This is a genomic window from Pseudomonas sp. Irchel 3H9, assembly GCF_900187495.1.
Lineage (GTDB): Bacteria > Pseudomonadota > Gammaproteobacteria > Pseudomonadales > Pseudomonadaceae > Aquipseudomonas > Aquipseudomonas sivasensis.
This window is the reverse complement of the sequence record NZ_FYDK01000001.1, coordinates 1,205,214-1,228,576: the sequence shown is the minus strand read 5'-3', so window position 1 is coordinate 1,228,576 and position 23,363 is coordinate 1,205,214. Positions and strand designations below refer to the sequence as shown.

Below are 23,363 nucleotides of genomic sequence, written 5' to 3'. Positions count from 1 at the left end.
GCAAGCCTGCTCACTACAGAAGCAAGCTCAGCGCCGGGAGAGCGGTGGTTAAACCACATCCACGCCCACATGAATCGCATCATGCCGCCAGAACTCCAGGTCGCAGTCGATCAAGCGCTGGTGCTGGTCATAATTAACCCGAGCAATCCGCAAACCCGGGCTGCCCACCGACACGCGCAATGCGGCGGCGGCTTCCACCGGCAGTGACGTCGGCACAATCTCGAAGCGCACCCGTCCGTAGTGCAAGTCGTATTTGCGCACGTACAACTCGGTCATCGACTGATTCAGGTCGCACTCAAGAATCCCCGGGAAATATTGCGGGTTCAGGTAGTGCTCCACATACAACACCAGTCGCCCATCGATCCGCCGGCTTCGGCAGATCTGGATCACGCTGGACAATGCCGGCAGTTGCAGCCATGCACACACCGCCGCCGATGCAGGTTGCAGGCGCGCCGAAATCACTTCGGTGGACGCCACACGGCCCTGGTCGTTGACCATCGCGTGAAAGTGGCTGCGCTGCATCAGGTTGTAGGCCAACCGTGGCGGCGACACGAACCAGCCCCGGCGTTCCTCGCGATAAATCTGCCCTTGGGCCTCAAGTTGTAACAAGGCTTCCCGCACGGTAATTCGGGTGGTACCGAACAACTCGCTGAGCTTGCGCTCGGCGGGAAGTTTGCTTGCAGGCGGCAAAAGTCCATGGTCGATCTGCTCTTGCAGCGCCAGGCCGATGGATGTCACCGCCTTGATTGCCTCATCACGCATCAACGTTACCTATCTGGACTAGACCAGCACCGTTCAGGTGCATAAAAGCTCCGCAATCGGGCCCTTGCGACTGCGTGCAAGCGTAGGCATTGCAGATGACCGACAGATGACAGCCCGCCTCAAGTGCATGCCGCACCTCTTGCAATACACCGGCCAAGTCCAGAGCCTACGGGCACTTGGGCATGGTCTACGCTCAGCCTGTGCCGAGCGACATCGGCGCGTTAAAAACGACAACGACATGAAACTGTCATCCATCGAGCCTAAATTGGCTCAGGTATTGCTCTGACCTAGACCAACACCACCGCAAACGTTCATAAAAACGCAGCGTTGAAAACGCCCAAAGGAGCTTCGGATGAAACAGCTTTTCCTGGCATCACTGTTAGGCTCGACCATTGCCATGTGCACCGCCGCCATGGCCGCTGATACCGATCTAAAAACCTTGGAAGCCGCCGCGAAAGCGGAAGGCGCCGTCAACAGCGTCGGCATGCCCGATGACTGGGCCAACTGGAAAGGCACCTGGGAAGACCTGGCCAAGACCTACGGCCTCAAGCACATCGACACCGACATGAGCTCGGCCCAGGAGATCGCCAAGTTCAAGGCCGAGAAAGACAACGCCAGCGCCGACATCGGCGACGTCGGCGCAGCGTTCGGTCCGATTGCGGTGAAGCAGGAAGTCACCCAGCCGTACAAACCGTCCACCTGGGCTTCGGTGCCGGACTGGGCGAAAGACAAAGACGGTCACTGGGCCCTCGCCTACACCGGCACCATCGCGTTTATCGTCAACAAGAAGCTGTTGCACGGCTCCGAAGTCCCCACCAGTTGGGCCGACCTGCAAACCGGCAAATACAAAGTCTCGGTGGGTGACGTGAGCACCGCGGCCCAGGCGTCCAACGCCGTGCTGGCGGCGGCCATCGCCAACAAAGGCGATGAAAAGAACATCGCGCCAGGCCTGCAGTTCTTCACCAAGATCGCCCAGCAAGGCCGGCTCGGCCTGTCCAACCCGACCATCGCCACCATGGAAAAAGGTGAAGTCGAAGTAGGCATCGTCTGGGACTTCAACGGCCTGAGCTACAAAGCCAAGATGGCCAACCCGGATGACTACGTGGTGCTGATCCCCTCGGACGGCTCGGTGAAATCCGGCTACACCACCATCATCAATAAATACGCCAAGCACCCGAACGCCGCCAAGCTGACCCGCGAGTACATCTTCAGCGATGCCGGCCAACTCAACCTGGCCAAGGGCAATGCGCGTCCGATTCGTGCGGAAACCGACCTGAAACTGCCGGCTGAAATCGCCAAGAACCTGATTCCGGGCGAGCAGTACACCAAGGCCAACCCGCAACCGATCAAGGATGCAGATGCCTGGGAAGCGACTTCCAAGAAGCTGCCGCAGCTGTGGAATGAGCAAGTCATCGTAGAGATGAAGTAAGGGTTTTATCCCACATTGGAGCTCCAGTGGAGATCCAATGTGGGAGGGGGCTTGCCCCCGATGACGGTGGATCAGCTAACAAATCCGTTGCATGACACACCGCTATCGGGGGCAAGCCCCCTCCCACATTTCTGACCCCGTTCCTCCAGAGGAATTGAGCCAAGTCAATCGTTGCGGAGCGCTCTCCCCCATGAAGCACACTGTCATCCTTGTCGTGCTCGACGGCCTGAACTTCGAGGTTGCCCGACACGCCATGGGGCACTTGCAGGCCTATGTCGGCGCAGGACGCGCAGCCCTCTACAAGCTGGAATGTGAACTGCCCTCGCTGTCCCGCCCGCTCTATGAATGCATTCTCACCGGCGTGCCACCGATCCAGAGCGGTATCGTGCACAACCAGGTCGCGCGCCTGTCCAACCAGCGCAGCATTTTCCATTACGCCACCGACGCAGGTCTTAGCACTGCGGCTGCGGCTTACCATTGGGTCAGCGAGTTGTATAACCGCTCGCCCTTTCTCGCCGCCCGTGATCGCCATACCGACGACACGACGCTGGCGATCCAGCACGGACATTTCTACTGGAATGACCATTACCCCGATTCCCACCTGTTCGCCGACGCCGAAAACCTGCGACTCAAGCACGCGCCGGACTTTCTGCTGGTGCACCCGATGAACATCGACGACGCCGGCCACAAGCACGGCCTCGACAGCGCGCAATACCGCAACAGCGCACGCTCGGCCGACATCATCCTGGCTGACTACCTGCAAGGCTGGCTCGACGCAGGCTGCCAAGTGCTGGTGACCGCCGACCACGGCATGAACAACGACCGCTCGCACAACGGCCTGCTGCCGGAAGAACGTGAAGTGCCGCTGTTCGTCCTCGGCGATGCCTTCAGCCTGGATGCCAACGCCACGCCGAAACAGACCGACCTGTGCGGCACCGTCTGCGAACTGCTGGGCGTGCCCCACGACAAACCTGTATGCCGGGAGCTATTGAAGTGAATGCCATGACTCGCGGCAAATGGCTGGCATTGCTGTGCCTGGTGCCTTTCACGCTGTTCTTTATCGTGTTCGAGATCGCCCCGCTGGTGTGGGTGCTGATCAACAGCCTGCAAACCGAAGAGGCCGGCTGGGGCCTGGAAAACTTCACCCGGATCTTCAGCTCGAAGTTCTACCGGCAAGCGATCCAGTTCAGCCTGGAGATCAGTTTTTACTCCAGCATTTTCGGCATCATCATCGCCACTCTCGGCAGTTATTCGCTACGCCGCGTCGATGGGCCGCTGCGCAACTTCGTTACCGCCTTCGCTAACATGACGAGCAACTTCGCCGGCGTCCCCCTGGCGTTCGCGTTCATTATTTTGCTGGGGTTCAACGGCAGCATCACTCTCATGCTCAAGCAGGCCGGGATCATTCAGGACTTCAACCTGTATTCCAAGACCGGGCTGATCATCCTCTACACCTACTTCCAGATCCCCCTCGGCGTGTTGCTGCTGTACCCGGCCTTCGATGCGCTGCGTGAAGACTGGCGTGAGTCCGCGTCGTTGCTCGGCGCGAATGGCTGGCAGTTCTGGCGGCACATCGGTTTACCGGTGCTGACGCCTGCGCTGCTGGGCACCTTCGTGATCCTGCTCGCCAATGCCTTGGGCGCCTACGCCACGGTCTACGCCTTGACCACCGGCAACTTCAACGTGCTGCCAATCCGTATCGCGGGCCTGGTCTCCGGCGATGTGTCCCTCGATCCGAACATGGCCAGCGCCTTGGCCGTTGTGCTGGTGGCGCTGATGACCGTGATCACCGTGGTCCATCAACTGCTGCTCAAGAGGAGCTACCATGTCTCGCGCTGAAGCCGGCCCGGCCTCCCTCTACCACCGCGTGGTGGTGTACCTGCTCTTTGCAATCCTGGTATTGCCGTTGGTGGGCACGTTCGTTTACTCGATTGCCAGTAGTTGGTCGGCAACCATCCTGCCGGCGGGCTTCACCGTGAAGTGGTACGTGCAGCTCTGGAGCGACCCGCGCTTTCTGATGGCCTTCGGGCAGTCGCTGCTAGTGTGCGTGGGCGCGTTGATCCTGTCGGTGGTGCTCATTCTGCCGCTGCTGTTCGTGGTGCATTACCACTTTCCCAAGCTCGACGCGCTGATGAACATCCTGATCCTGCTGCCCTTCGCGGTGCCGCCAGTGGTGTCATCGGTGGGCCTGCTGCAACTCTATGGTTCCGGGCCGTTGGCAATGGTGGGCACGCCATGGATTTTGATCGGCTGCTACTTCACCGTGGCGCTGCCGTTCATGTACCGGGCGATCACCAACAACCTGCAAGCCATCAACTTGCGCGACCTGATGGACGCCTCCCAACTGCTGGGCGCCAGCACTTGGCAAGCGGCGATCTTCGTCGTGCTGCCCAACCTGCGCAAAGGCTTGATGGTGGCGCTGCTGCTGTCGTTCTCGTTCCTGTTCGGCGAGTTCGTGTTCGCCAACATCCTGGTGGGCACCCGCTACGAGACCCTGCAGGTGTACCTCAACAACATGCGCAACAGCAGCGGACACTTCACCAGTGCCGTGGTCATTTCCTATTTCTTCTTTGTGCTGGTGCTGACCTGGGCCGCCAATATCTTGAACAAGGACAAAAGCCAATGAGCTTCGTCAGCGTCCAACACTTGCAAAAGGGCTACTCCGGTACGCCCGTGTTTAGCGATATCAACTGCGAAATTGCCAAAGGCGAGTTCGTCACCCTGCTCGGCCCGTCCGGGTGCGGCAAGTCCACGCTGCTGCGCTGCATTGCCGGTCTGACCTCGGTGGACAGTGGGAAAATTCTGCTCGATGGCCAGGACATCGTTCCGCTGAGCCCGCAGAAAAGAAACATCGGCATGGTCTTCCAGAGCTACGCGCTGTTCCCCAACATGACCGTGGAACAGAACGTCGCCTTCGGTCTGCGCATGCAAAAGGTCAACTCCGACGACAGCCACAAGCGCGTGCAGGAAGTACTGCAACTGGTAGAGCTCAAAGACCTGGCCGGGCGCTACCCGCACCAGATGTCTGGCGGCCAGTGCCAGCGCGTGGCTCTCGCCCGCTCCCTGGTGACACGCCCACGCCTGCTGCTGCTGGATGAGCCGCTCTCGGCGCTGGATGCACGCATTCGCAAGCACCTGCGTGAGCAGATTCGCCAGATCCAGCGCGAACTGGGGCTGACCACGATTTTCGTGACCCATGATCAGGAAGAAGCCCTGACCATGTCCGACCGCATCTTCCTGATGAACCAGGGCAAGATCGTTCAAAGCGGCGATGCCGAGACCCTCTACACCGCGCCAGTTGACGTGTTCGCCGCCGGTTTTATCGGCAACTACAACCTGCTCGACGCCGACAAGGCCAGCCAATTGCTCCAACGCCCGATCAGTGGGCGCATCGCGATTCGCCCCGAAGCCATCGAACTGAGCCGCTGCGGCGAACTGGATGCACTGGTGCGCAGCCACAGCCTGCTGGGCAACGTGATCCGCTACCGCATCGAAGCGCGCGGCGTGGAACTGGTCGTCGATGTGCTCAACCGCTCGGCGGACGATCTTCACCCGGATGGTCAACGCCTGGCACTTTCCATCGACCCCAGTGCGCTGTGTGAAGTAGCCTGATGCAACGATTTACAAAGAGAGCGTGACGGATGGCATTGGTAATTTTTGATCTGGACGACACCCTGATCCACGGCGACTGCGCCACCCTGTGGAGCGAGCAGATGGGCCGCCTGGGATGGGTCGACCCCGAGTCGTTCATGCGCAGGAACAACGAACTGATGGACGCCTACAGCCGCGGCGAATTGGCCATGGAGGACTTCATGGACTTCAGCCTGGAGCCAATGATCGGCCGCACCCCGGAAGAGATCGATCACCTGGTCGAGCCATGGGTGGAGGACGTGATTGAACCGCTGATCTACAGCGAGGCCACTAAGACCATCGCCAGGCATCGTGCGAAGGGCGACCGGATTTTGGTGATTTCGGCATCGGGAACGCATTTGGTGAAACCGATTGCGGCGCGAATCGGTATTGATGAGGTGTTGGGGATTGATCTGGACGTGAGCCATGGCGTGTACAGCGGCCGTACCGTGGGTGTACTCACCTACCGCGAAGGCAAGATCACGCGATTGCTGGATTGGCTGGAGCAGGAACGTGAGACATTGGATGGCGCGTACTTCTATTCGGATTCGCGCAATGATCTGCCGTTGCTGCTGAAGGTGGATCACCCGCAGGTGGTGAACCCGGATCCGGTGCTGCGCGAGCATGCAGAGAAGGCTGGTTGGCCAATCCACCATTGGATCTGACACCCGCTATCTTGAATTGAAATCCAATCAGGCGAATGTGGAGGGGGCTTGCTCCCGATGCCGGTGGGTCAGATGAAATATTCTTCACTGACACACGGTTATCGGGAGCAAGCCCCCTCCCCATTTGGTCGCATTTCAATTCAAGGTCAGGTCACGCTTTCGTCGATCACCAACACCAACTTCCCTGAAATCTGGTTAGTCGCAAGCTCAGCAAACGCCGCCTCGGCATCCTTGATTGGGAAGGTCTTGGCCAACTGCGGGCTCAAGCGCCCTTCGGCAAACAACGGCCAGACATGCTGGCTCAAGTCACTGAACAGGTCTGCCTTGAACTGATCGTCACGGCTGCGCAGGGTCGAGCCTAACAACTGGATACGCTTACCCAACACTTGGCCCAGGTCCAACTGCGCTTCGCGACCGCCCATCAAACCGATCAACACCCAACGGCCGTCCAGCGCCAGCAGCTTCAGATCCAGCGCCGCATAGCTGCCGCCGACCGGGTCAAGGATCACATCAAACGGCCCGAAATCCCGCAGCCCTTCGATCCCATCGGTACGTACCACGCCGCCCTGGGCGCCCAGGTCTTCACAGTAGGCCAGGCGTTGCGCCGAGCCGACGCTGACCCAGCACGGGCTGCCAAACGCCTTGCACAGTTGGATCGCCGCCGAGCCCACGCCACTGGCACCAGCATGCAGCAGCACTTTCTCACCGGGCTTGAGGCCCGCCAGTTGGAACAGATTGAGCCATGCGGTGCTGTACACCTCAGGCAAGGCCGCCGCTTCAATCAACGACAGACCTTCCGGCACCGGCAGCACATGGCGAGCATCTACCACCACCTCTTCAGCCATGCCACCACCGGCGAGCAGCGCACAGACTCGATCCCCCACTTGCCACGAGGAACCAGGCCCCACTTCGCTGATCACCCCGGAACATTCCAGGCCCAGCACAGAGCTGGCGCCAGGGGGTGGCGGATAGAGCCCGGCACGCTGTAATAAATCGGCGCGATTAAGACCCGCAGCCGCCACGCGAATGCGAACTTGGCCTACGTCACATGTAGGACTTGGTTCGTCCAACCACTCCACATGACCTTCAACGCCTTGCAATGCTTTCACAGTGCCTCCATAGTGAGTCTGGACTGAGCCCGTAGCAGTAGCGCGGGCTTTTTGCATTATGCGACCGGCCCCTATGGAACCGGCAACTTCAAAGACGGCCTAATATGCGTTATCAATTGCCCCCGCGTCGAATCAGCATGAAGCATCTGTTCCCCAGCACCGCCCTCGCTCTTTTCATTGGTCTCGGCTTCGCGTCGATGTCGACCAATACGTTCGCAGCCAACAGCTGGGACAACCTTCAACCGGATCGCGATGAGGTGATTGCCAGCCTTAACGTGGTCGAGTTGCTCAAGCGCCATCACTACAGCAAGCCGCCGCTGGACGACGCTCGCTCGGTGATCATCTACGACAGCTACCTCAAGCTGCTGGATCCGTCGCGCAGCTACTTCCTGGCCAGCGATATCGCTGAGTTCGACAAGTGGAAGAGCCAGTTCGACGATTTCCTCAAGAGCGGCGACCTGCAGCCCGGCTTCACCATCTACAAGCGCTACCTGGACCGCGTCAAAGCGCGTCTGGATTTCGCCTTGGCTGAGCTGAACAAAGGCGTCGACAAGCTCGACTTCACCCAGAAGGAAACCCTTCTGGTGGATCGCAAGGACGCCCCTTGGCTGACCAGCACCGCCGCCCTAGATGACCTGTGGCGCAAACGCGTCAAGGACGAAGTGCTGCGCCTGAAGATCGCCGGCAAAGAGCCCAAGGCCATTCAGGAGCTGTTGACCAAGCGCTACAAGAATCAGTTGGCGCGTCTGGACCAGACCCGTGCAGAAGATATCTTCCAGGCCTACATCAACACCTTCGCGATGTCCTACGACCCGCACACCAATTATCTGTCGCCAGATAACGCGGAAAATTTCGATATCAATATGAGTCTGTCGTTGGAAGGCATTGGTGCCGTCCTGCAAAGCGACAATGACCAAGTGAAGATCGTGCGTCTGGTGCCGGCCGGTCCGGCAGACAAGACCAAGCAGGTCGCTCCGGCGGACAAGATCATCGGTGTGGCCCAGGCCGACAAAGAGATGGTCGATGTGGTCGGCTGGCGCCTGGACGAAGTGGTCAAGCTGATCCGTGGGCCGAAAGGCAGCGTGGTGCGCCTGGAGGTGATTCCGCACACCAATGCGCCAAACGACCAGACCAGCAAGATCGTGTCCATCACCCGTGAAGCGGTGAAGCTCGAAGACCAGGCGGTGCAGAAGAAAGTCCTCAACCTCAAGCAGGATGGCAAGGACTACAAACTGGGCGTGATTGAAATTCCGGCCTTCTACCTGGACTTCAAGGCCTTCCGCGCTGGCGACCCGGACTACAAGTCCACCACCCGCGACGTGAAGAAGATCCTGACTGAACTGCAGAAGGAAAAAGTCGACGGCGTGGTCATCGACCTGCGCAACAACGGCGGCGGCTCCCTGCAGGAAGCCACCGAGCTGACCAGCCTGTTTATCGACAAAGGTCCGACCGTGTTGGTGCGCAACGCTGACGGCCGCGTGGACGTGCTTGAAGACGAGAACCCGGGCGCCTTCTACAAAGGCCCGATGGCGCTGCTGGTCAACCGCCTCTCCGCCTCGGCCTCGGAAATTTTCGCCGGCGCCATGCAGGACTATCACCGCGCGTTGATCATCGGCGGCCAGACCTTCGGCAAAGGCACCGTGCAGACGATCCAGCCGCTGAACCATGGCGAGCTCAAGCTGACGTTGGCCAAGTTCTACCGGGTTTCCGGGCAGAGCACCCAGCATCAGGGCGTGCTGCCGGACATCGATTTCCCGTCGATCATCGACACCAAGGAAATCGGCGAAAGCGCTCTGCCGGAAGCCATGCCGTGGGACACCATCCGGCCAGCGATCAAGCCTGCTACGGATCCATTCAAGCCGTTCCTGGCACAGTTGAAAGCTGACCACGATACCCGCTCCGCCAAGGATGCCGAGTTTGTGTTCATCCGCGACAAGCTGGCCCTGGCCAAGAAGTTGATGGAAGAAAAAACCGTCAGCCTCAATGAAGTGGACCGTCGCGCGCAGCACAGCGATATCGAAAACAAGCAGCTTGTGCTGGAGAACGTCCGCCGCAAGGCCAAGGGCGAAGAACCACTCAAGGAGCTGAAGAAAGAAGACGAAGACGCGCTGCCGACCGAAGCGGATAAAACCAAGCCGGAAGACGATGCGTACCTGGCCGAGACAGGCCGGATCCTGCTGGACTACCTGAAAATCACCAAGCAGGTAGCCAAGCAGTAAATGATGGCGATTTAACGTGATCGCTCCCCAGAGTGTCATCATATAGACATCATTCTGTCGTGAAATGAAGGACCGCAGGCTTATCGCCTGCGGTCCTTTTTTTTCGATCGAGATCACCATGACCATGACCGAACAGCTGAATGCATTGGGCTCTATCCTGGCTCAACGCAGTTTGCACAGCCTGTTCCAACCGATCATCTGCCTGTCCGAACGGCGCATCCTCGGCTACGAAGCCCTTAGTCGTGGCCCGTCCAACAGCCCTCTGCACTCCCCCGTTGCGCTTTTCTCGGTGGCCAGGCAAACCGGGCGCCTCAGCGAATTGGAAATGGCATGCCGCGAAAGCGCGTGCCGACGCTTCAGCGATCAAAAGCTTCCAGGCAAGCTGTTCCTGAATATCTCGCCGGAATCCTTGATGGAAACGGCGCACCAACCGGGACGCACCCTGCAACTGCTGCGCGACTTCGGCATTCCGCCGAGCCAAGTGGTGATCGAACTCACCGAGCAAACCCCCACCGACGATTTCGACCTGTTGCAAACCGCCCTGCACCATTACCGCAACATGGGCTTTTCAATTGCCTTGGATGATCTGGGTGCCGGCTATTCCAGCCTGCGCTTATGGTCGGAGTTACGTCCGGACTACGTGAAAATCGACCGACACTTCATCGACGGCATTCATCAGGATGCACTCAAGCGCGAGTTTGTCGGTTCGATCCTGCAAATCGCCAGGGCCTCCCGTGCCCAGGTCATCGCCGAAGGTATTGAATTGCCGGAAGAGCTGGCGGTGTTGACTGAGATGGGCGTCGATTTGGTGCAGGGTTACCTGCTCTGCCGCCCACAGGAACAACCGCCACAAGAAGCACGACTGATGCTGCCCAAACCGGACCAGACCACGGTGACGCTCAACGACGAAGGCAGCGACCTCAGCGCCCTGCTCAATGAGCAACCGGCAGTGGATCAAGGCACCGCCACGGCCAAGGTGCTGGAAGCATTCCGCCGCCAGGCCAACCTCAACTCCCTGGCGGTGCTGGATGAGCGTGGGCACCCCGTTGGCATCGTCCATCGGCATTCGCTGTCCGACGCGCTGCTCAAGCCGTTTGCCACTGACCTGTTCGCTCGCAAACCCATCAGCCGCTTGATGAGCGCTGACTTTCTGGCGGTGGAGCTGAGCCAGTCACTGCAGCAGGTCAGCCGCTTGCTGACCAGCCGCGCAAGGCAACGTATCGAGGAAGACTTCATCATCACGCTCAATGGCGATTACCTGGGCCTGGGTCGAGTGATCGATGTGCTTAAGCTGATCACCGAGTTGAAAATCCAACAGGCCCGCTACGCCAACCCGCTGACGCTGCTGCCCGGCAATGTACCGATCCAGCAGTGCCTGACACGGCTGTTGCAGCAACAGCGCGAGTCAGTGATCTGCTACGTGGATATCGACAGTTTCAAACCGTTCAATGACATCTACGGCTACGGGCGTGGGGATGAGGTGTTGCTGTGCCTGGCGCAGTGCTTGAACGACCGGGTCGACCCCAGCCGCGACTTCGTCGGGCATATCGGCGGCGATGATTTTTTGCTGGTGCTGGGGCCACAGGAATGGCGCAAGCGGCTCAACCAGTTGCTGGATGACTTCCATACCCAATGCCGGCGTTTCTACCGCGCCGAGCATCTCGACGCTGGTTGCTTTGTGGCACTGAACCGTCAGGGCGTGCGCCAGGAATTTGCGCTGCTGTCGTTGTCGATTGGAGTGGTGCATTTGTATCCACAGGCCTGTGGACAACTCGATGCCAGCCAGTTGGCGGAATTGGCGTCGCAGGCCAAGCACCATGCCAAGGATGTGGCTGGTTACAGCATCCATGTGATCGACAGCATGGACATGTTGCCCCAGACGCTTTAGGCCTCGGCCGACTCCGGATACTCGTATTCGAACACCCGCACCACTTCGGAGGCATGCCAGGACGCCGCGGCCACGCCATCGGAGGGTCCGCTGAAGCGCCCGAGGCGCTCCACGCATTCAAAGAAGCCGGTACGCGGCAGGCGGCTGGCGCCCTGGCTGATCACCAGGGAGCTGCGCAACGGTTGCTCAGCCTTGGCGTCCAGTGCCGCTAGGTGCTCCAGAGCAGCGGCCAGGGTTTGCATCGCCGGCGTCGGAAACTGCAGGCGCTCCAGCAGCGCGCGGTAAGTCAACAGATGGCGCTGGCGGCGCGCCTGGTCCAGTTCGTTAAGTAACCCATCCCAATGCTGACGGCTGATACGTAGGCTCAAGATTCATCCCTCCAACCTGCAACGCCTAATTCCCAGGCCAGGCTGCGTCGTATCGCGGCATCCGGCTGACGTTCACCACTTTCGATCAATCCGAGATACGACGGGCTGATGCCCACGGTGCGAGCCAGCACTTCAATCGCCAGGCCCTTGGTTTCACGCAAACCGCGCAGGTCTGCGAGCGGGCGCAAGTCCTGGTCAGGTGCGGGTTGGACAGTACGAGAAGGAGGCGGTGAAGGCTGTTGCTGACCGGCAGCTTTTAGCAGCGCCTGGTACTGATCCCATGGCAACACCGCGTACTCGGGTTCGCCATTGCGTGAAATTATCTGAATATCCATGACTGCCCCGTAGGATAACTGCACTTACTGAGTAAGCTCTTTCCTTAGGAGTGTAATCCTAACAGCCACAAAGGTCGCAGGGGATAGCTGCCTCATCCGTTTTTTTGCGGGTTTTCCTTAGCCAGCAAGGCCGGTGTCGCAGGCAAACGCTCAACCACCGCGAGCTTTTCCGGGCGCTGCGCATCACGCCAGGCGCGAAAAGCGCTCAGTTCGCCCTCTAGGGTCTTCATGACCCACGCAAGTACGGCGATGTCATCGAGCATGCCGAACATCGGGATAAAGTCCGGAATCGCATCAATCGGGCTGAGGAAGTACATCAGCCCCGCTACCACCGAGATAAGCGCCTTGGGGCTGATCGCCCGATACTCTCCCCGCCAGTACGCGAGGCACAGGGCCTGGAGCAGTTTGAAATCATCCTTGAGCTTGCCCAGGCGATTGCCCTGGCTTGACCCCTTGGCGGCCACCGCGAACAGCAGGGTCGGCAGGCGCCCGCGGCCCAGCAAGCGTGCAGCCATGGGTAGGAAACGGGTGAAATTGAAGGGCGGTTTCATCTGTCACTCCAGTTCCATCAAACAGAAAGGTTATCCACACAAATTGTGGATAACCTTGTGAACAGAGCCTGTTTTACTGGCTGAAAGCCACGGTTTAAAAGGCTTTCAGTCAGATCGGGCGTTTTTTGCGCACATCAAAAAAACCCAAGATTTCATTGACTTGGCGGTTGTGTGCGGCTAGTGCTGCCTTAGCCTTATATCAGACTGCCACTGGCCAGGGATGTTCGTTTGGATTTGCCCAAACCGCAATGTAAGTGCTTCAGAAACAACAACGCCCCGTCGAGACGGGGCGTTGTGTGTTCAGGCGCCTATTACTTCTTGGCGGCTGGTGCGTCAGGAGCTTCAGCCTTGGCTGGGTCCTTGATGGCCAGCAGTTCCAGGTCGAATACCAGCACGGAGTTGGCTGGAATCGCCGGGCTTGGGCTCTGGGCGCCGTAGGCCAGGTCGGACGGGATGTACAACTCGACCTTCTCGCCGACGTGCATCAGTTGCAGGCCTTCGACCCAACCTGGGATAACGCCGCTGACCGGCAGGTCAATCGGGCTGCCGCGATCCACGGAGCTGTCAAAGGTGGTGCCGTTGGTGAGTTTACCGGTGTAGTGAACAGTCACCACGTCAGTCGGCTTAGGCTGTGCGCCGTCAGCTTTCTTGATGATCTTGTACTGCAGACCGGAAGCGGTGGTGACGACGCCGTCTTTCTTGGCGTTGTCTTCGAGGAATTTCTTGCCGGCGGTTGCCGACTCTTCGCTCATTTTGGTCATGCGTTCTTCAGCACGTTTTTGCAGTGCGGCGAACGCTTCAACCAGTTCGTCGTCTTTGAGCTTCTGCTCTTTCTTGCCAACGGCATCTTCGATGCCCTGGGCTACTGCTTTGGAATCCAGGTCATCCATGCCTTCTTGAGCAAGGCTTTTGCCCATGTTCAGGCCGATGCCGTAGGAAGCTTTTTGCGCCGGGGTTTTCAGCTCTACGCTGGTCTGCGAGTCACAACCCGCAAGTACCAGGCTAACCAGGGCCACCGCCGCCGCCAACCGATGCTGTTTCATGCTATTTCCTTGTTCATGCGCCAATAGGGCATTCGAATAAAGTCGCGAGCTTATCAGGCGGCCACGACCAATGGCTACCGGCATGTGAGCAGGAAACTTCCGATAAGTTCACGTGTTTAAAAGCATTTTCATTCATGATGGGCGTCCGCGACGGATCGCGGGACCGCCTCTCATAAGGCTCATGGCCACTTGCCGCACTTATGGCGTAGTGGCATAACAACGCTACAACTCGACAAGGATAGTTATCTTGCGCATTTTTTCCCGTGTTTTACTCCTGATATTCGCCATTCTGGTCCTATCACTGGCCGTGGTGCTCTATTACACCGTTAACCCCAAGCTACCGAACTACGTGCCCGTGGAGCAGGTGCACTATCAGAATCAATGGAGCGCCGCCGACCGCCAGACCTATTACTTCACGCCCCAAGGCACCCAGGTAAAAGGCCTGCATTACGACTGGTTCACCGCCCTGGAGCTGCCGTTCTCCGAGGGACGTTTTGCCACGCCAGAGTACCTGGCGCGCTTCGGTTTCCTTGTGGATCCCAAGCAAGTGCCCATCGCGCAAAACCCCGGCAACCTGCCGGTAGGTTTTGCCCGACATAAAAACGCGGGCAGCAACGTTGAGTACTTGGACATCACCTGCGCCGCATGCCACACCGGCGAGCTGCACTTCAAGGGTCAGGCCCTGCGGATTGACGGCGGCTCGGCCCAGCATGTGCTGCCCTCCAGCGTGCCGACACTACGCGGCGGCAGCTTTGGCCAGGCCTTGGTCGCCAGCCTTGCAGCGACTTATTACAACCCATGGAAATTCGAACGCTTCGCCCGTCAGGTGCTGGGGGATCGTTACGACGCCGAACACAGCCAACTGCGCCAGGACTTCAAGCAGTCGCTGAACAAGTTCCTAAAAGTCGCCTGGAACGATACACACCGCGGCCTCTACCCCACCGAAGAAGGGCCGGGCCGTACCGACGCGTTTGGCCGCATTGCCAATGCCAGCTTCGGCGATGCCATATCCCCGGAAAATTATCGCGTCGCCAACGCACCTGTGGACTACCCACAGCTGTGGGATATCTGGACCTTCGATTGGGTGCAATGGAACGGCTCGGCCCAGCAACCGATGGCACGGAATATCGGCGAAGCGCTCGGTGTGGGGGCGACCCTGACGTTTTTCGATGGCGCTGGCCAACCGCTTCAAGGCGATGCGCGTTACCCGTCCAGCGTACGAGTGCGCGACCTCCACCTGATCGAAGAAACCCTGCAACGCCTCAAACCGCCCACCTGGCCCGAAGAATTGTTCGGGCCTATCGACAAGCCCCTAGCCGCTCAGGGCCGCGCGCTGTTCGCCGAGAACTGCGCCGGCTGCCACGTGCCCACCGTCAGCCAGGAAGGTGGCCGCCCTGTGCAGACACTGAAAATGCTGCCGGTGGACTACATCGGTACCGACCCCGGCACCGCCACCAACATCGCAGACCAGCGCTATGACCTAAGCGCCCTGCAATGGGACCCTGCGGAGCTATCCAAGCTGAATGTCCAACTGCACCCGACGCCAACCGAACCCCTGGACCTGAAAAAAATGTCCGTGGCCAAGGGCCTGGCGTATGTCACCGCCTTCGTCGAAGACCACGCTTACCGCGCCGCCGGTGTCACACCGGCCGAACGCCCGCGCCTGGATGGTTTTGGCCTTCCGATTGGCGTGCGCGAGCTGCGTGCCTACAAGGCCCGTCCACTGGCGGGCGTGTGGGCCACCCCGCCATTCCTGCATAACGGTTCGGTGCCGACGATCTACCAATTGCTCTCGCCCCAGGACGAGCGCAGCACCACGTTCTATAAAGGCACCTTCGACTACGACCCTCGCCATCTCGGCTTCGAGACTGCGGCGTTCAAGAATGCTTTTCTGTTCGATACCAAAATTACCGGCAACCACAACAGCGGCCACGAATTCCGTGCAGGCGCTCGTGGCAAAGGCGTCATCGGCCGTGGCCTGCAGCCGCAGGAACGCTGGGCGCTGCTGGAATACCTCAAAGTGCTGGGCGGCCCGCTGGAGCAACAATTGCCATGATGATTCGATCTCGATACGACCAACCGTCCCTGCTCGCCCGCCTGTGGCTGCGCATTGGTAGGTTTCTCGGCAAGACCCTGTTGTGGCTGGTCGGACTGGGCTTGCTTGGCTGGCTGGCCGCTACCGCCTGGTATGCCTGGCAGCACAGCGGGCCGGTGTCGCCGGATGAACACGTCCCGGCAGGTGAAGCCGCGATGACTCAGGGCATCATCCAGACGGCGGTGCGCATCGTTGACCAGCACCGCGAAGGCACGCGCTACCTGCGCGATGCCCATGCCAAGGCCCACGGCTGCGTGAAGGCCGAAGTCAGCGTACTGGCGGATCTCGACCCGGCATTACGCCAGGGTGTATTCGCCGAACCGGGCAAGACCTGGCAGGCCATGATGCGGTTGTCCAACGGCAACGCCTACCCGCAGTTCGACAGCATTCGCGATGCCCGGGGCATGGCGCTCAAGCTGTTGGACGTGCCGGGCAAACAACTGCTGGCCGGCCAGCAGACCCGCACGGAACAGGACTTCGTGATGTTTAGCCATCCGAACTTCTTTGTCAGCGATGTGGCGGAATACGCGCAGAACATCGGCGCCCAGGCCGATGGCAAAAAAGTCTTGGCGTTCTTCCCCAAGGCTGACCCACGCACTTGGCAGGTGCGTCATCTATTTATCGCCCTGGCAACCCTGGCACCGGCCCCGGCAAGCCCGACGCAAACTACGTATTTCTCGGTATCGCCCTACAAGTTCGGCGCGGCGAATGCCAAGTTCCGCGTGGCGCCAGACCCGCAGAGCTGCCCGGAATACGTCCTGCCCAAACAGAACCAGGACCTGCCGAACTTCCTGCGCAGCGCCCTGAGCCAGCAGTTGTCCACGGACCGCGTCCCGGCGTGTTTCGTGTTGCAGATCCAGCGGCAGAACCCGCAGAAATTCATGCCGATCGAAGACACCAGCATCGAGTGGAAAGAAAGCGATGCGCCCTACGAGAGCGTGGCCAAGGTGCGAATCCCGGCTCAGGACTTCGATACACCCGAACAGAACCTGGCGTGTGACAACCAGTCATTCAACCCGTGGTTCGGCGTGGAAGAACACCGCCCTATCGGTGGTATCAACCGCTTGCGCAAGGCGGTGTACGAGGCCGTCAGCGATTACCGCCACAGCCGCAACGCCCCGTAAAGAGTGCGTAATAATGGGCCCGGCGTCGTAAGGATTGCGTCGGGTCTATTGAGGCGCTTTCGCCGTAACTCTAACGTGGACGCCTACTCCATCACGTAGGACGCCCATCGTGGAAAACTCAACCCTAGGCATGATCGTGCTGACCATAATCGCCGTGTTCGGCACGGCCTCTTTTTGCTTCGAGCATTTGGCCACGCGCCAGCCACGCAAGAAAAAGGTCAGGTAGCCTCAGCGGTCCGTTCCAAGGCGTCCCGACGGGTCGATATTCATGCGTGAGTGAGGTACCAGCGCCAGTCCTGCTCTCCGACTTCAGCATTGAATTGACGGAACTCGCGCCACTTGATCGCCAGGAACACCTTCAGGAATTCAGCGCCCAGCGCCTCACGTGCCCAGGTTGAGCGTTGCAGTGCCTGCAACGCTGTCAGCCAGTCGGTGGGTAGAAAATCGGTCGCCTGTTCATAGCCATTCCCCACAATCGCCGCGCCGGGATCGCTTTGATGAGTGATGCCGTGGTGAATACCCGCCAGTAACGCGGCAGCGGCGAGATAGGGGTTGGCATCGGCACCGCAAATGCGGTGTTCGATGTGCCGACTGATGGCAGGGCCGCCGGGCACGCGGAACGACACCGTACGGTTGTTGACGCCCCAACTTTTAGCCAGCGGCGCGTAACTACCGGTCTGGAAGCGTCGATAGGAATTGGCATGGGGGCAAAATATCGCCAGCGAGTCAAACAAGGTCTCCATCATCCCGCCGATGGAGTGCCGCAACAGTGGCGTACCCTGTGGGTCTTCACTCGCATACAGGTTATTCCCGTGCTCGTCGGCCAGGCTGACGTGCAGGTGCATACCGCTGCCGGCCTGATCGCTGAATGGCTTGGCCATGAAGCACGCTTGCAGACCATGTTTGTTGGCCACCCCCTTGACCAGGCGTTTGTAACGTACGCCTTCATCAATGGCCTGGAGTGCGTCGAAACGATGCTCCAGCGTCAACTCGACCTGGCCTGGCGCGTACTCGGATATCGCCGTACGTACCGGCAACCCCTGCAGCGCGCACGCCGCGTAGAGGTCATCAAGAAACGGTTGAAGTTGCTCCAGCTCGTACACGCCATAGACCTGTGGAGCAACAGGGCGTACGCCATTGGTCTGCAACGCCGGCTGCGGCCGACCGTTGACGTCGCGTTGTCGGTCCAGCAGGTAGAACTCCAACTCGACGGCCATGACCGGATGGAATCCATCGGCTTTCAGCCGCTCAATGGTGTTCACCAGCACGTGGCGCGGGTCCGCCGGTGCGGCGGGAATACCTTGGGTCGGGTGCATGCTCACCTGCACTTGACCGGTGGGGTTGGTGCGCCAGGGTTGCAAGGTCAGGCTTCCCGCCAAGGGGTACGTCCAACAATCGGCGTCAGCAACATCCCAGACCAAGCCTGTGTCTTCTACGTCTTCACCCTGCACGGTCAAGGCGAGAATGGAACTTGGCAATGGCCGACCATTTTCGTAGATCGCCAGCAGTTCGTCGCGATGCAACAATTTGCCCCGTGGAACGCCATTCGCGTCGATAAGGAACAACTCGATGCTCAGCACTTCAGGGTGGGCGGCCAGATAATCTACGGCCTCTTTTTTATCCGCGAATTGCATGTCAAACCTCTTAGCGCTTATTCAAGCGACTGGCAGTATTTAAGAACAATGGCGTTTTCAGACGTGCAGTTATGAAGCGATAACCCGCGCGCCAGGTAGGGCAAGCAGGGTGGTCAGCGCGTTATCCAACTCAGCGATCAGCCTGTCGATATCCGCATCACTTGTTTGCGGACAGCACAGGGTCATGTTGTGAAAAGGCGTGATCAGGATTCCGCGGTTGATGAGATAAAGATGCAGCGCCATTTGAAGGCTGTCATGAAAAGCCGCCTCGGCTTGCGCGCCTGTTCTTGGCGAGGTAGCACAGAATTGAAACTCACAACGCGCGCCCAACTCTGTGACAGACCAGTTCAGTTGGTGCCGCTTGAACAACCGTCGGAATCCCTGAGCCAGCCTTGAGGCCAGGGGCAACATGTGCTCGTATGCAGACTCTGTCATGACCTCTTCAAGACTGACGCGCATGCAACGCATCGCCAGGGCATTGGCGGACAGCGTCGTTCCCATGCCACTGTGGCCATGCCCGCCGCTCTCCTCGCTGATGGTCTTCTGGACGTCGCGCATAGCCGAGGCGACTGGCTCGCTAACGCCAAACACCGCGCAAGGCACGCCACCTGCAATGGGTTTACCCACCACGAAAAAGTCGGGTTTCAAATCCCACTGGCGAGTGCATCCACCGAGGCCGGTGGAAATAGTGTGGGTCTCATCAATGACCAACAGGCTGCCATATTTAAGGGTCAGCTCTCGGCACTTTTGCATGAACTCCGGATCCGGCAGGACCATGCCAATGTTCGTCATCGCCGGCTCGCACATCAGCGCGCACACATCGCCCTGGGCTAACGCAGCCTCCAGTGCGGCGACATCGTTGAAGGGGATGGATCGACTGTATTGGCTCAAGTCGTAGGCTTGGCCGACAAGACCTGAACGGTGCACTGTTTTGCCGTCGCGGTAGCGCACCATCACGTCATCCACGGTGCCGTGGTAGCAGCCATCGAACACCAGCAAGACGTTGCGCTGGGTGATCGCGCGCGCCCAGCGCAGCACATACCGGTTGGCGTCAGTCGCATTGGCGGTCACTTGCCAGTAAGGCAGCTTGAATCGCCGAGCCAGCAACTCGCCGCAGACCACCGCGTCTTCGCCCGGCAGCATCGTGGTCAAGCCGTTATTCGCCTGCTCCGTTATGGCGCGGACAATAGGATCAGGTGAATGACCAAACATCGTGCCGGTGTCGCCAAGGCAAAAGTCTATGTATTCATGCCCGTCAACGTCGGTGAAGCGCGCCCCTTTTGCACGCTGTACGAAGAGCGGCGAAGGCATCGACCAGTCGCTCATCCAGTGCATGGGCACACCGTTGAACAGATTCGCCTTGGCGCGCTCGGCCAGCGCCAGTGAAGTTGGGTTGTTTTCTATAAACCGGGCACGCTCGGAGGCGGTAAAAGCAGCAATCGCTGATTCACTAATTCCACTTTTCGACATGATCAATACCCTATGTTAATTATCAACTTAATTAAAAGTCCGTTGCTGAATGACAGCCGGATACAGCTCAAAGAACTCAACGGTTCTTTGATACATCGCGCTTTTATAAATCTCGGTTATAGCCCCCGCCCAATATCGTGGATTGAGCGCGCTAAAGCGTATTCAAACTTAATAATCGCCGTGAGGGGCTTTGTTCTCGACCAGACAGTTACCGCCATCCACTACGAGGACTTCCCCAGTGATGTAACTGGCGTCAGGCGATGCCAGAAATGCAACCGCCGCCGCCACTTCGCGGGGGCTGCCTGCGCGCCCAATCGGGGTGAAGCGCCCCGCCTCGGCTTCAACGGGCGTGGTTGAGCCCGTGGTGATCCAGCCGGGGGCCACGCTGTTGACGGTAATCCCCTGCTTGGCGACTTCAAGCGCAAGCCCCATGTTCATGCCCACCATCGCTGCCTTGGCGGCGCTATAAGCGGCTTCCCCCGGATTGCTCCCTCGGGTGCCCGTGGTCGAACTGATATTGACAATGCGCCCGTAACTTCTCGCCCTCATACCGGGCAAAACGGCCCGTGTCAGAAGAAAAGCGGTCGTTACGTTTCTGGCCAGTGAAAGATTCCACTCATGCAGTTCCATCGTTGCCAATTCCGAGAGAACTTCAGGGCTTCCTTGCATGGCCATACCGGCATTGTTCACCAGAATATCGACCCGCCCCCAGACTGACGCGGCCCATAGGCCGAATTCACGCACCTGACGTTCATCGGTTAGGTCAGTTGCCCGGCCTTCAACTTCAAACCCTTCTGCGAGTAACTCTTTAACTCGATCCTCGATGCGGTTGCTGCTAGCGGTGATGATCAATCTCGCGCCCGCTGCACCCAGCCTGCGTGCGATCGCCATACCAATACCCGCTTCACTTCCGGCACCACTGATAAGTGCCACTTGCCCCCTCAAATCAGTATTTAACATGGTGTTCCCCACGTACTTAACTTGTAATAGAAGTGGAAATTAGGCTAATAAATCTGATAAATAAAGACGATCATCATCAGAAAATCTGACAACCACCATGGCGTTTACCAGTGAGTCACTGAAAGTTTTCCTTGCGGTTGTCGACAGCGGCTCCTTTTCTGCCGCCGCACGCAAATTGGGCCGGGTACCCTCGGCCATCAACATGGCGGTGTCGCAGCTTGAAGCAGAGCTGGATTTATTACTTTTTGACCGATCAACCCGCAAAGCCATTCCTACAGCCGCCGCCAAAGCACTTGAGCCCCAGGCACGACAGGTCGCCAGCCAGCTAAACCTGCTGGACGCCCATGCTCTCCAGCTTCATCAAGGGTTGGAGGAGCGCCTGGTCCTTGCGATGGCGCCGGAGTTGCAAACAGGCGTATGGAATCGTCCGCTGTCCATTATCGCCAGCGAGTTCCCCACGCTTGAAATCGAGATTCGCTCCGCGTCCCATCCGGAGGCGATGCGCATGCTCCATGAGGGACGTGTGCAATTGGCGCTTGGATTTGAACGACCAGGGCTCGACGAGCGGGAGACGTTTCTTGAGGCGGGAAGCCAGTTGCTGGTGGCCGTTGCCTCTCCTGATCATCCTGCCGCCGCCGGCAAGAAAAGCCCCTTAAGTGAAGAGCAACTGGTCAACGTTCGGCAGATCATCGTGGCCACTGGAGGACCTACCGACTCTGATCCACGTGTTGTGCTGTCACGGCGCATTTGGCACAGCGACAATTACCTGGCAACGCTGGACCTGGTGCAGCAAGGATTGGGCTGGGCTTATCTTCCACAGCCGCTGGTACAACCCTTGATCACTTCGGGTGCATTGACGGAGGTGGTGTTTGACTACATGCCAAGTCAGATGCGGTTATGGGTCGATATCATCTGGGTAAAGAACCGCCCCCTGGGGCTGGCAGCGAGTCGCTACCTGAGTCTGATGCGCAAGATTGCCGAGGGCGAGCCGCGTCGGGTTTGAGAAAAAATACTCGCCGTATGGCTCATTGCGGCCACTGCTCAAGCAGTATCGAGACGAATTTTTCCGCTGCCGGCGAGAGCGATGCCCCGCGGCGGTAGACCAGGCCCAATGAGCGGTTTACCACTGGCTCGATCAACGGGACGCTGACCAAAGTGGGATGATCTTCCGCCGGCATAGCCAGGCTCGGCATCGCCGAAACCCCCAGCCCAGCCTCCACCAGCCCCAGCGAAGTAGAGAGGTGCTGGACTTCGTAGAACCATTGCGGCCGCCAACTCAAGCCAGACAACGCGTGATCGAGCAGCATCCGGTTACCGCTCAGGCGCCCTACCCCGATAAGACGGTAATCGCTCAATTCAGACCAGGTGACCGAACTGCGTCCGGCCAATTCATGATCACGCCGGCACGCCAATACAAAAGGTTCGCTGACCAATGGGACGAACTCAATGTCCGGATGCTGCCCACTCATCATATTGATACCGAAGTCGGCTTCCCCGCGCAGTACCGCTTCAAGCCCCTCATTGGCACTCAAATCCAGCAGACGGATGCGTATTTTTGGATAGCGCTCGTTATACAGGCGGATCACTGAGGGCAAAAAATAGAATGCGGCAGTAGGGATGCACGCCAGGGTGACACGGCCAATCTGGCGTTCGGCCAATTCACGGATATTGAGAATCGACTCATCGAAGTCGTCCAGCAACCGACGTGCCTTTGGAAGAAAGTCACGGCCGACGCTCGTGAGACTGACCTTGCGCGTGGTGCGATCAAGCAATGCGGTGCCCAACCCCTCTTCCAGCTTTTTTATCCGCCGACTGAGTGCGGGTTGAGACAGATGCAAGGCATCAGCTGCTTCGTGAAAGCTCCCAAGTTCGGCGATTTTCACGAATGATCGGATATCGTTTAGCTCATATTCCATGTCTTATCTCGTCAGCAGAAGGCGTCAAAAAGAAATTCAGCGTAAATTTATCATTCGCAAAACGCAATAATCGCTTCAATTTTTGCATTTGAAACATTTTTTAAAGCTTGAGACTCTTGCTCCAAGAACATCAATTACACCGATTGATCAACAAGAGTCAGTGTC

21 protein-coding genes are annotated in these 23,363 nt (G+C 58.8%); 11 read left to right on the top strand and 10 right to left on the bottom strand.

Annotation, left to right across the window (positions count from 1 at the left end):
• Positions 1-48: 48 nt before the first annotated feature.
• Entirely contained in the window at positions 49-762 is a 714-nt protein-coding gene (locus CKW32_RS05940) for a UTRA domain-containing protein (protein ID WP_032886008.1), read from the bottom strand.
• A gap of 352 nt (positions 763-1,114) precedes the next feature.
• Here CKW32_RS05940 and CKW32_RS05935 point away from each other — a divergent pair, with 352 nt between their 5' ends.
• The 6 genes from CKW32_RS05935 to CKW32_RS05910 all read left to right on the top strand — a co-directional run bounded on the left by CKW32_RS05935 (position 1,115) and on the right by CKW32_RS05910 (position 6,486).
• The gene (locus CKW32_RS05935; RefSeq protein ID WP_032886007.1) at positions 1,115-2,191 is read left to right on the top strand and encodes an ABC transporter substrate-binding protein; all 1,077 of its coding nucleotides are present in this window, start codon (positions 1,115-1,117) and stop codon (positions 2,189-2,191) included.
• A 190-nt stretch (positions 2,192-2,381) separates the two neighbouring features.
• Complete coding sequence (locus tag CKW32_RS05930) at positions 2,382-3,188, top strand: alkaline phosphatase family protein (RefSeq protein WP_095184297.1); 807 nt, start codon at positions 2,382-2,384, stop codon at positions 3,186-3,188.
• Positions 3,189-3,193: 5 nt separating this feature from the next.
• Positions 3,194-4,030, top strand: coding sequence for an ABC transporter permease subunit (locus tag CKW32_RS05925; RefSeq protein ID WP_164444784.1), 837 nt, complete (start codon positions 3,194-3,196; stop codon positions 4,028-4,030).
• Entirely contained in the window at positions 4,017-4,817 is an 801-nt protein-coding gene (locus tag CKW32_RS05920) for an ABC transporter permease (RefSeq protein WP_032886004.1), read from the top strand. Before CKW32_RS05925 ends, CKW32_RS05920 begins: the two co-directional genes overlap by 14 nt.
• Positions 4,814-5,803 carry an ABC transporter ATP-binding protein gene (locus CKW32_RS05915; protein WP_095184296.1) on the top strand — a complete coding sequence of 330 codons (990 nt, stop codon included), beginning with the start codon at positions 4,814-4,816 and terminating at the stop codon, positions 5,801-5,803. The genes CKW32_RS05920 and CKW32_RS05915 overlap by 4 nt, the downstream gene beginning before the upstream one ends.
• Before the next feature lie 29 nt (positions 5,804-5,832).
• Positions 5,833-6,486: an HAD family phosphatase gene (locus CKW32_RS05910; protein WP_095184295.1), complete on the top strand. Its 654-nt coding sequence runs from the start codon at positions 5,833-5,835 to the stop codon at positions 6,484-6,486.
• Positions 6,487-6,632: 146 nt separating this feature from the next.
• Here CKW32_RS05910 and CKW32_RS05905 read toward each other — a convergent pair whose 3' ends face one another.
• On the bottom strand, positions 6,633-7,595 hold the full coding sequence (locus CKW32_RS05905; protein WP_095184294.1) for a zinc-binding dehydrogenase: 963 nt from the start codon (positions 7,593-7,595) through the stop codon (positions 6,633-6,635).
• A gap of 137 nt (positions 7,596-7,732) precedes the next feature.
• On the opposite strand from CKW32_RS05905, the gene CKW32_RS05900 reads away from it, so the two are divergent.
• Together CKW32_RS05900 and CKW32_RS05895 are read left to right on the top strand one after the other, a co-directional pair.
• Positions 7,733-9,814 carry a carboxy terminal-processing peptidase gene (locus CKW32_RS05900; protein WP_177434250.1) on the top strand — a complete coding sequence of 694 codons (2,082 nt, stop codon included), beginning with the start codon at positions 7,733-7,735 and terminating at the stop codon, positions 9,812-9,814.
• Between the two features lie 118 nt (positions 9,815-9,932).
• Positions 9,933-11,702, top strand: a complete 1,770-nt coding sequence (locus CKW32_RS05895; protein WP_095184334.1) for a bifunctional diguanylate cyclase/phosphodiesterase — start codon at positions 9,933-9,935, stop codon at positions 11,700-11,702.
• Here CKW32_RS05895 and CKW32_RS05890 read toward each other — a convergent pair.
• The 4 genes from CKW32_RS05890 to CKW32_RS05875 form a co-directional block, all read right to left on the bottom strand.
• Positions 11,699-12,070, bottom strand: a complete 372-nt coding sequence (locus CKW32_RS05890; RefSeq protein WP_005786715.1) for a hypothetical protein — start codon at positions 12,068-12,070, stop codon at positions 11,699-11,701. The two genes, CKW32_RS05895 and CKW32_RS05890, sit on opposite strands and share 4 nt — an antisense overlap.
• Entirely contained in the window at positions 12,067-12,405 is a 339-nt protein-coding gene (locus CKW32_RS05885; protein ID WP_032885997.1) for a helix-turn-helix transcriptional regulator, read from the bottom strand. The genes CKW32_RS05890 and CKW32_RS05885 overlap by 4 nt, the downstream gene beginning before the upstream one ends.
• A 92-nt stretch (positions 12,406-12,497) precedes the next feature.
• On the bottom strand, positions 12,498-12,956 hold the full coding sequence (locus tag CKW32_RS05880; protein ID WP_010211619.1) for a YkvA family protein: 459 nt from the start codon (positions 12,954-12,956) through the stop codon (positions 12,498-12,500).
• 311 nt (positions 12,957-13,267) lie between these two features.
• Positions 13,268-13,999, bottom strand: coding sequence for an FKBP-type peptidyl-prolyl cis-trans isomerase (locus tag CKW32_RS05875; RefSeq protein ID WP_032885995.1), 732 nt, complete (start codon positions 13,997-13,999; stop codon positions 13,268-13,270).
• A 247-nt stretch (positions 14,000-14,246) separates the two neighbouring features.
• Between CKW32_RS05875 and CKW32_RS05870 the strand changes: the two genes are divergently transcribed.
• Positions 14,247-16,055, top strand: a complete 1,809-nt coding sequence (locus CKW32_RS05870) for a di-heme-cytochrome C peroxidase (protein ID WP_095184292.1) — start codon at positions 14,247-14,249, stop codon at positions 16,053-16,055.
• Positions 16,052-17,218: a catalase family protein gene (locus tag CKW32_RS05865; protein WP_095184291.1), complete on the top strand. Its 1,167-nt coding sequence runs from the start codon at positions 16,052-16,054 to the stop codon at positions 17,216-17,218. Before CKW32_RS05870 ends, CKW32_RS05865 begins: the two co-directional genes overlap by 4 nt.
• A gap of 266 nt (positions 17,219-17,484) precedes the next feature.
• Here CKW32_RS05865 and CKW32_RS05860 read toward each other — a convergent pair whose 3' ends face one another.
• From CKW32_RS05860 to CKW32_RS05850, 3 genes are all read right to left on the bottom strand, one after another.
• Positions 17,485-18,852 (bottom strand): glutamine synthetase family protein, encoded by a 1,368-nt coding sequence (locus CKW32_RS05860; RefSeq protein WP_032885992.1) that lies wholly within the window; start codon positions 18,850-18,852, stop codon positions 17,485-17,487.
• 69 nt (positions 18,853-18,921) lie between these two features.
• Positions 18,922-20,322: an aspartate aminotransferase family protein gene (locus tag CKW32_RS05855; protein WP_095184290.1), complete on the bottom strand. Its 1,401-nt coding sequence runs from the start codon at positions 20,320-20,322 to the stop codon at positions 18,922-18,924.
• Positions 20,323-20,490: 168 nt separating this feature from the next.
• Positions 20,491-21,282 carry an SDR family NAD(P)-dependent oxidoreductase gene (locus CKW32_RS05850; RefSeq protein ID WP_095184289.1) on the bottom strand — a complete coding sequence of 264 codons (792 nt, stop codon included), beginning with the start codon at positions 21,280-21,282 and terminating at the stop codon, positions 20,491-20,493.
• A 97-nt stretch (positions 21,283-21,379) separates the two neighbouring features.
• Between CKW32_RS05850 and CKW32_RS05845 the strand changes: the two genes are divergently transcribed.
• Positions 21,380-22,285 carry a LysR family transcriptional regulator gene (locus CKW32_RS05845; RefSeq protein WP_032885989.1) on the top strand — a complete coding sequence of 302 codons (906 nt, stop codon included), beginning with the start codon at positions 21,380-21,382 and terminating at the stop codon, positions 22,283-22,285.
• Positions 22,286-22,307: 22 nt separating this feature from the next.
• Here the strand turns inward: CKW32_RS05845 and CKW32_RS05840 are convergent, their stop codons facing one another.
• The gene (locus CKW32_RS05840) at positions 22,308-23,198 is read right to left on the bottom strand and encodes a LysR family transcriptional regulator (RefSeq protein ID WP_032885988.1); all 891 of its coding nucleotides are present in this window, start codon (positions 23,196-23,198) and stop codon (positions 22,308-22,310) included.
• Positions 23,199-23,363 lie beyond the last annotated feature (165 nt).

Coding starts and splice junctions, on each gene's coding strand:
- CKW32_RS05915 (WP_095184296.1), top strand. CDS start 4,814: ATGAGCTTCGTCAGCGTCCAACACTTGCAAAAGGGCTACTCCGGTACG.
- CKW32_RS05885 (WP_032885997.1), bottom strand. CDS start 12,405: ATGGATATTCAGATAATTTCACGCAATGGCGAACCCGAGTACGCGGTG.
- CKW32_RS05880 (WP_010211619.1), bottom strand. CDS start 12,956: ATGAAACCGCCCTTCAATTTCACCCGTTTCCTACCCATGGCTGCACGC.
- CKW32_RS05920 (WP_032886004.1), top strand. CDS start 4,017: ATGTCTCGCGCTGAAGCCGGCCCGGCCTCCCTCTACCACCGCGTGGTG.
- CKW32_RS05935 (WP_032886007.1), top strand. CDS start 1,115: ATGAAACAGCTTTTCCTGGCATCACTGTTAGGCTCGACCATTGCCATG.
- CKW32_RS05860 (WP_032885992.1), bottom strand. CDS start 18,852: ATGCAATTCGCGGATAAAAAAGAGGCCGTAGATTATCTGGCCGCCCAC.
- CKW32_RS05855 (WP_095184290.1), bottom strand. CDS start 20,322: ATGTCGAAAAGTGGAATTAGTGAATCAGCGATTGCTGCTTTTACCGCC.
- CKW32_RS05845 (WP_032885989.1), top strand. CDS start 21,380: ATGGCGTTTACCAGTGAGTCACTGAAAGTTTTCCTTGCGGTTGTCGAC.
- CKW32_RS05875 (WP_032885995.1), bottom strand. CDS start 13,999: ATGAAACAGCATCGGTTGGCGGCGGCGGTGGCCCTGGTTAGCCTGGTA.
- CKW32_RS05940 (WP_032886008.1), bottom strand. CDS start 762: ATGCGTGATGAGGCAATCAAGGCGGTGACATCCATCGGCCTGGCGCTG.
- CKW32_RS05850 (WP_095184289.1), bottom strand. CDS start 21,282: ATGTTAAATACTGATTTGAGGGGGCAAGTGGCACTTATCAGTGGTGCC.
- CKW32_RS05840 (WP_032885988.1), bottom strand. CDS start 23,198: ATGGAATATGAGCTAAACGATATCCGATCATTCGTGAAAATCGCCGAA.
- CKW32_RS05910 (WP_095184295.1), top strand. CDS start 5,833: ATGGCATTGGTAATTTTTGATCTGGACGACACCCTGATCCACGGCGAC.
- CKW32_RS05895 (WP_095184334.1), top strand. CDS start 9,933: ATGACCATGACCGAACAGCTGAATGCATTGGGCTCTATCCTGGCTCAA.
- CKW32_RS05900 (WP_177434250.1), top strand. CDS start 7,733: ATGAAGCATCTGTTCCCCAGCACCGCCCTCGCTCTTTTCATTGGTCTC.
- CKW32_RS05925 (WP_164444784.1), top strand. CDS start 3,194: ATGACTCGCGGCAAATGGCTGGCATTGCTGTGCCTGGTGCCTTTCACG.
- CKW32_RS05865 (WP_095184291.1), top strand. CDS start 16,052: ATGATGATTCGATCTCGATACGACCAACCGTCCCTGCTCGCCCGCCTG.
- CKW32_RS05930 (WP_095184297.1), top strand. CDS start 2,382: ATGAAGCACACTGTCATCCTTGTCGTGCTCGACGGCCTGAACTTCGAG.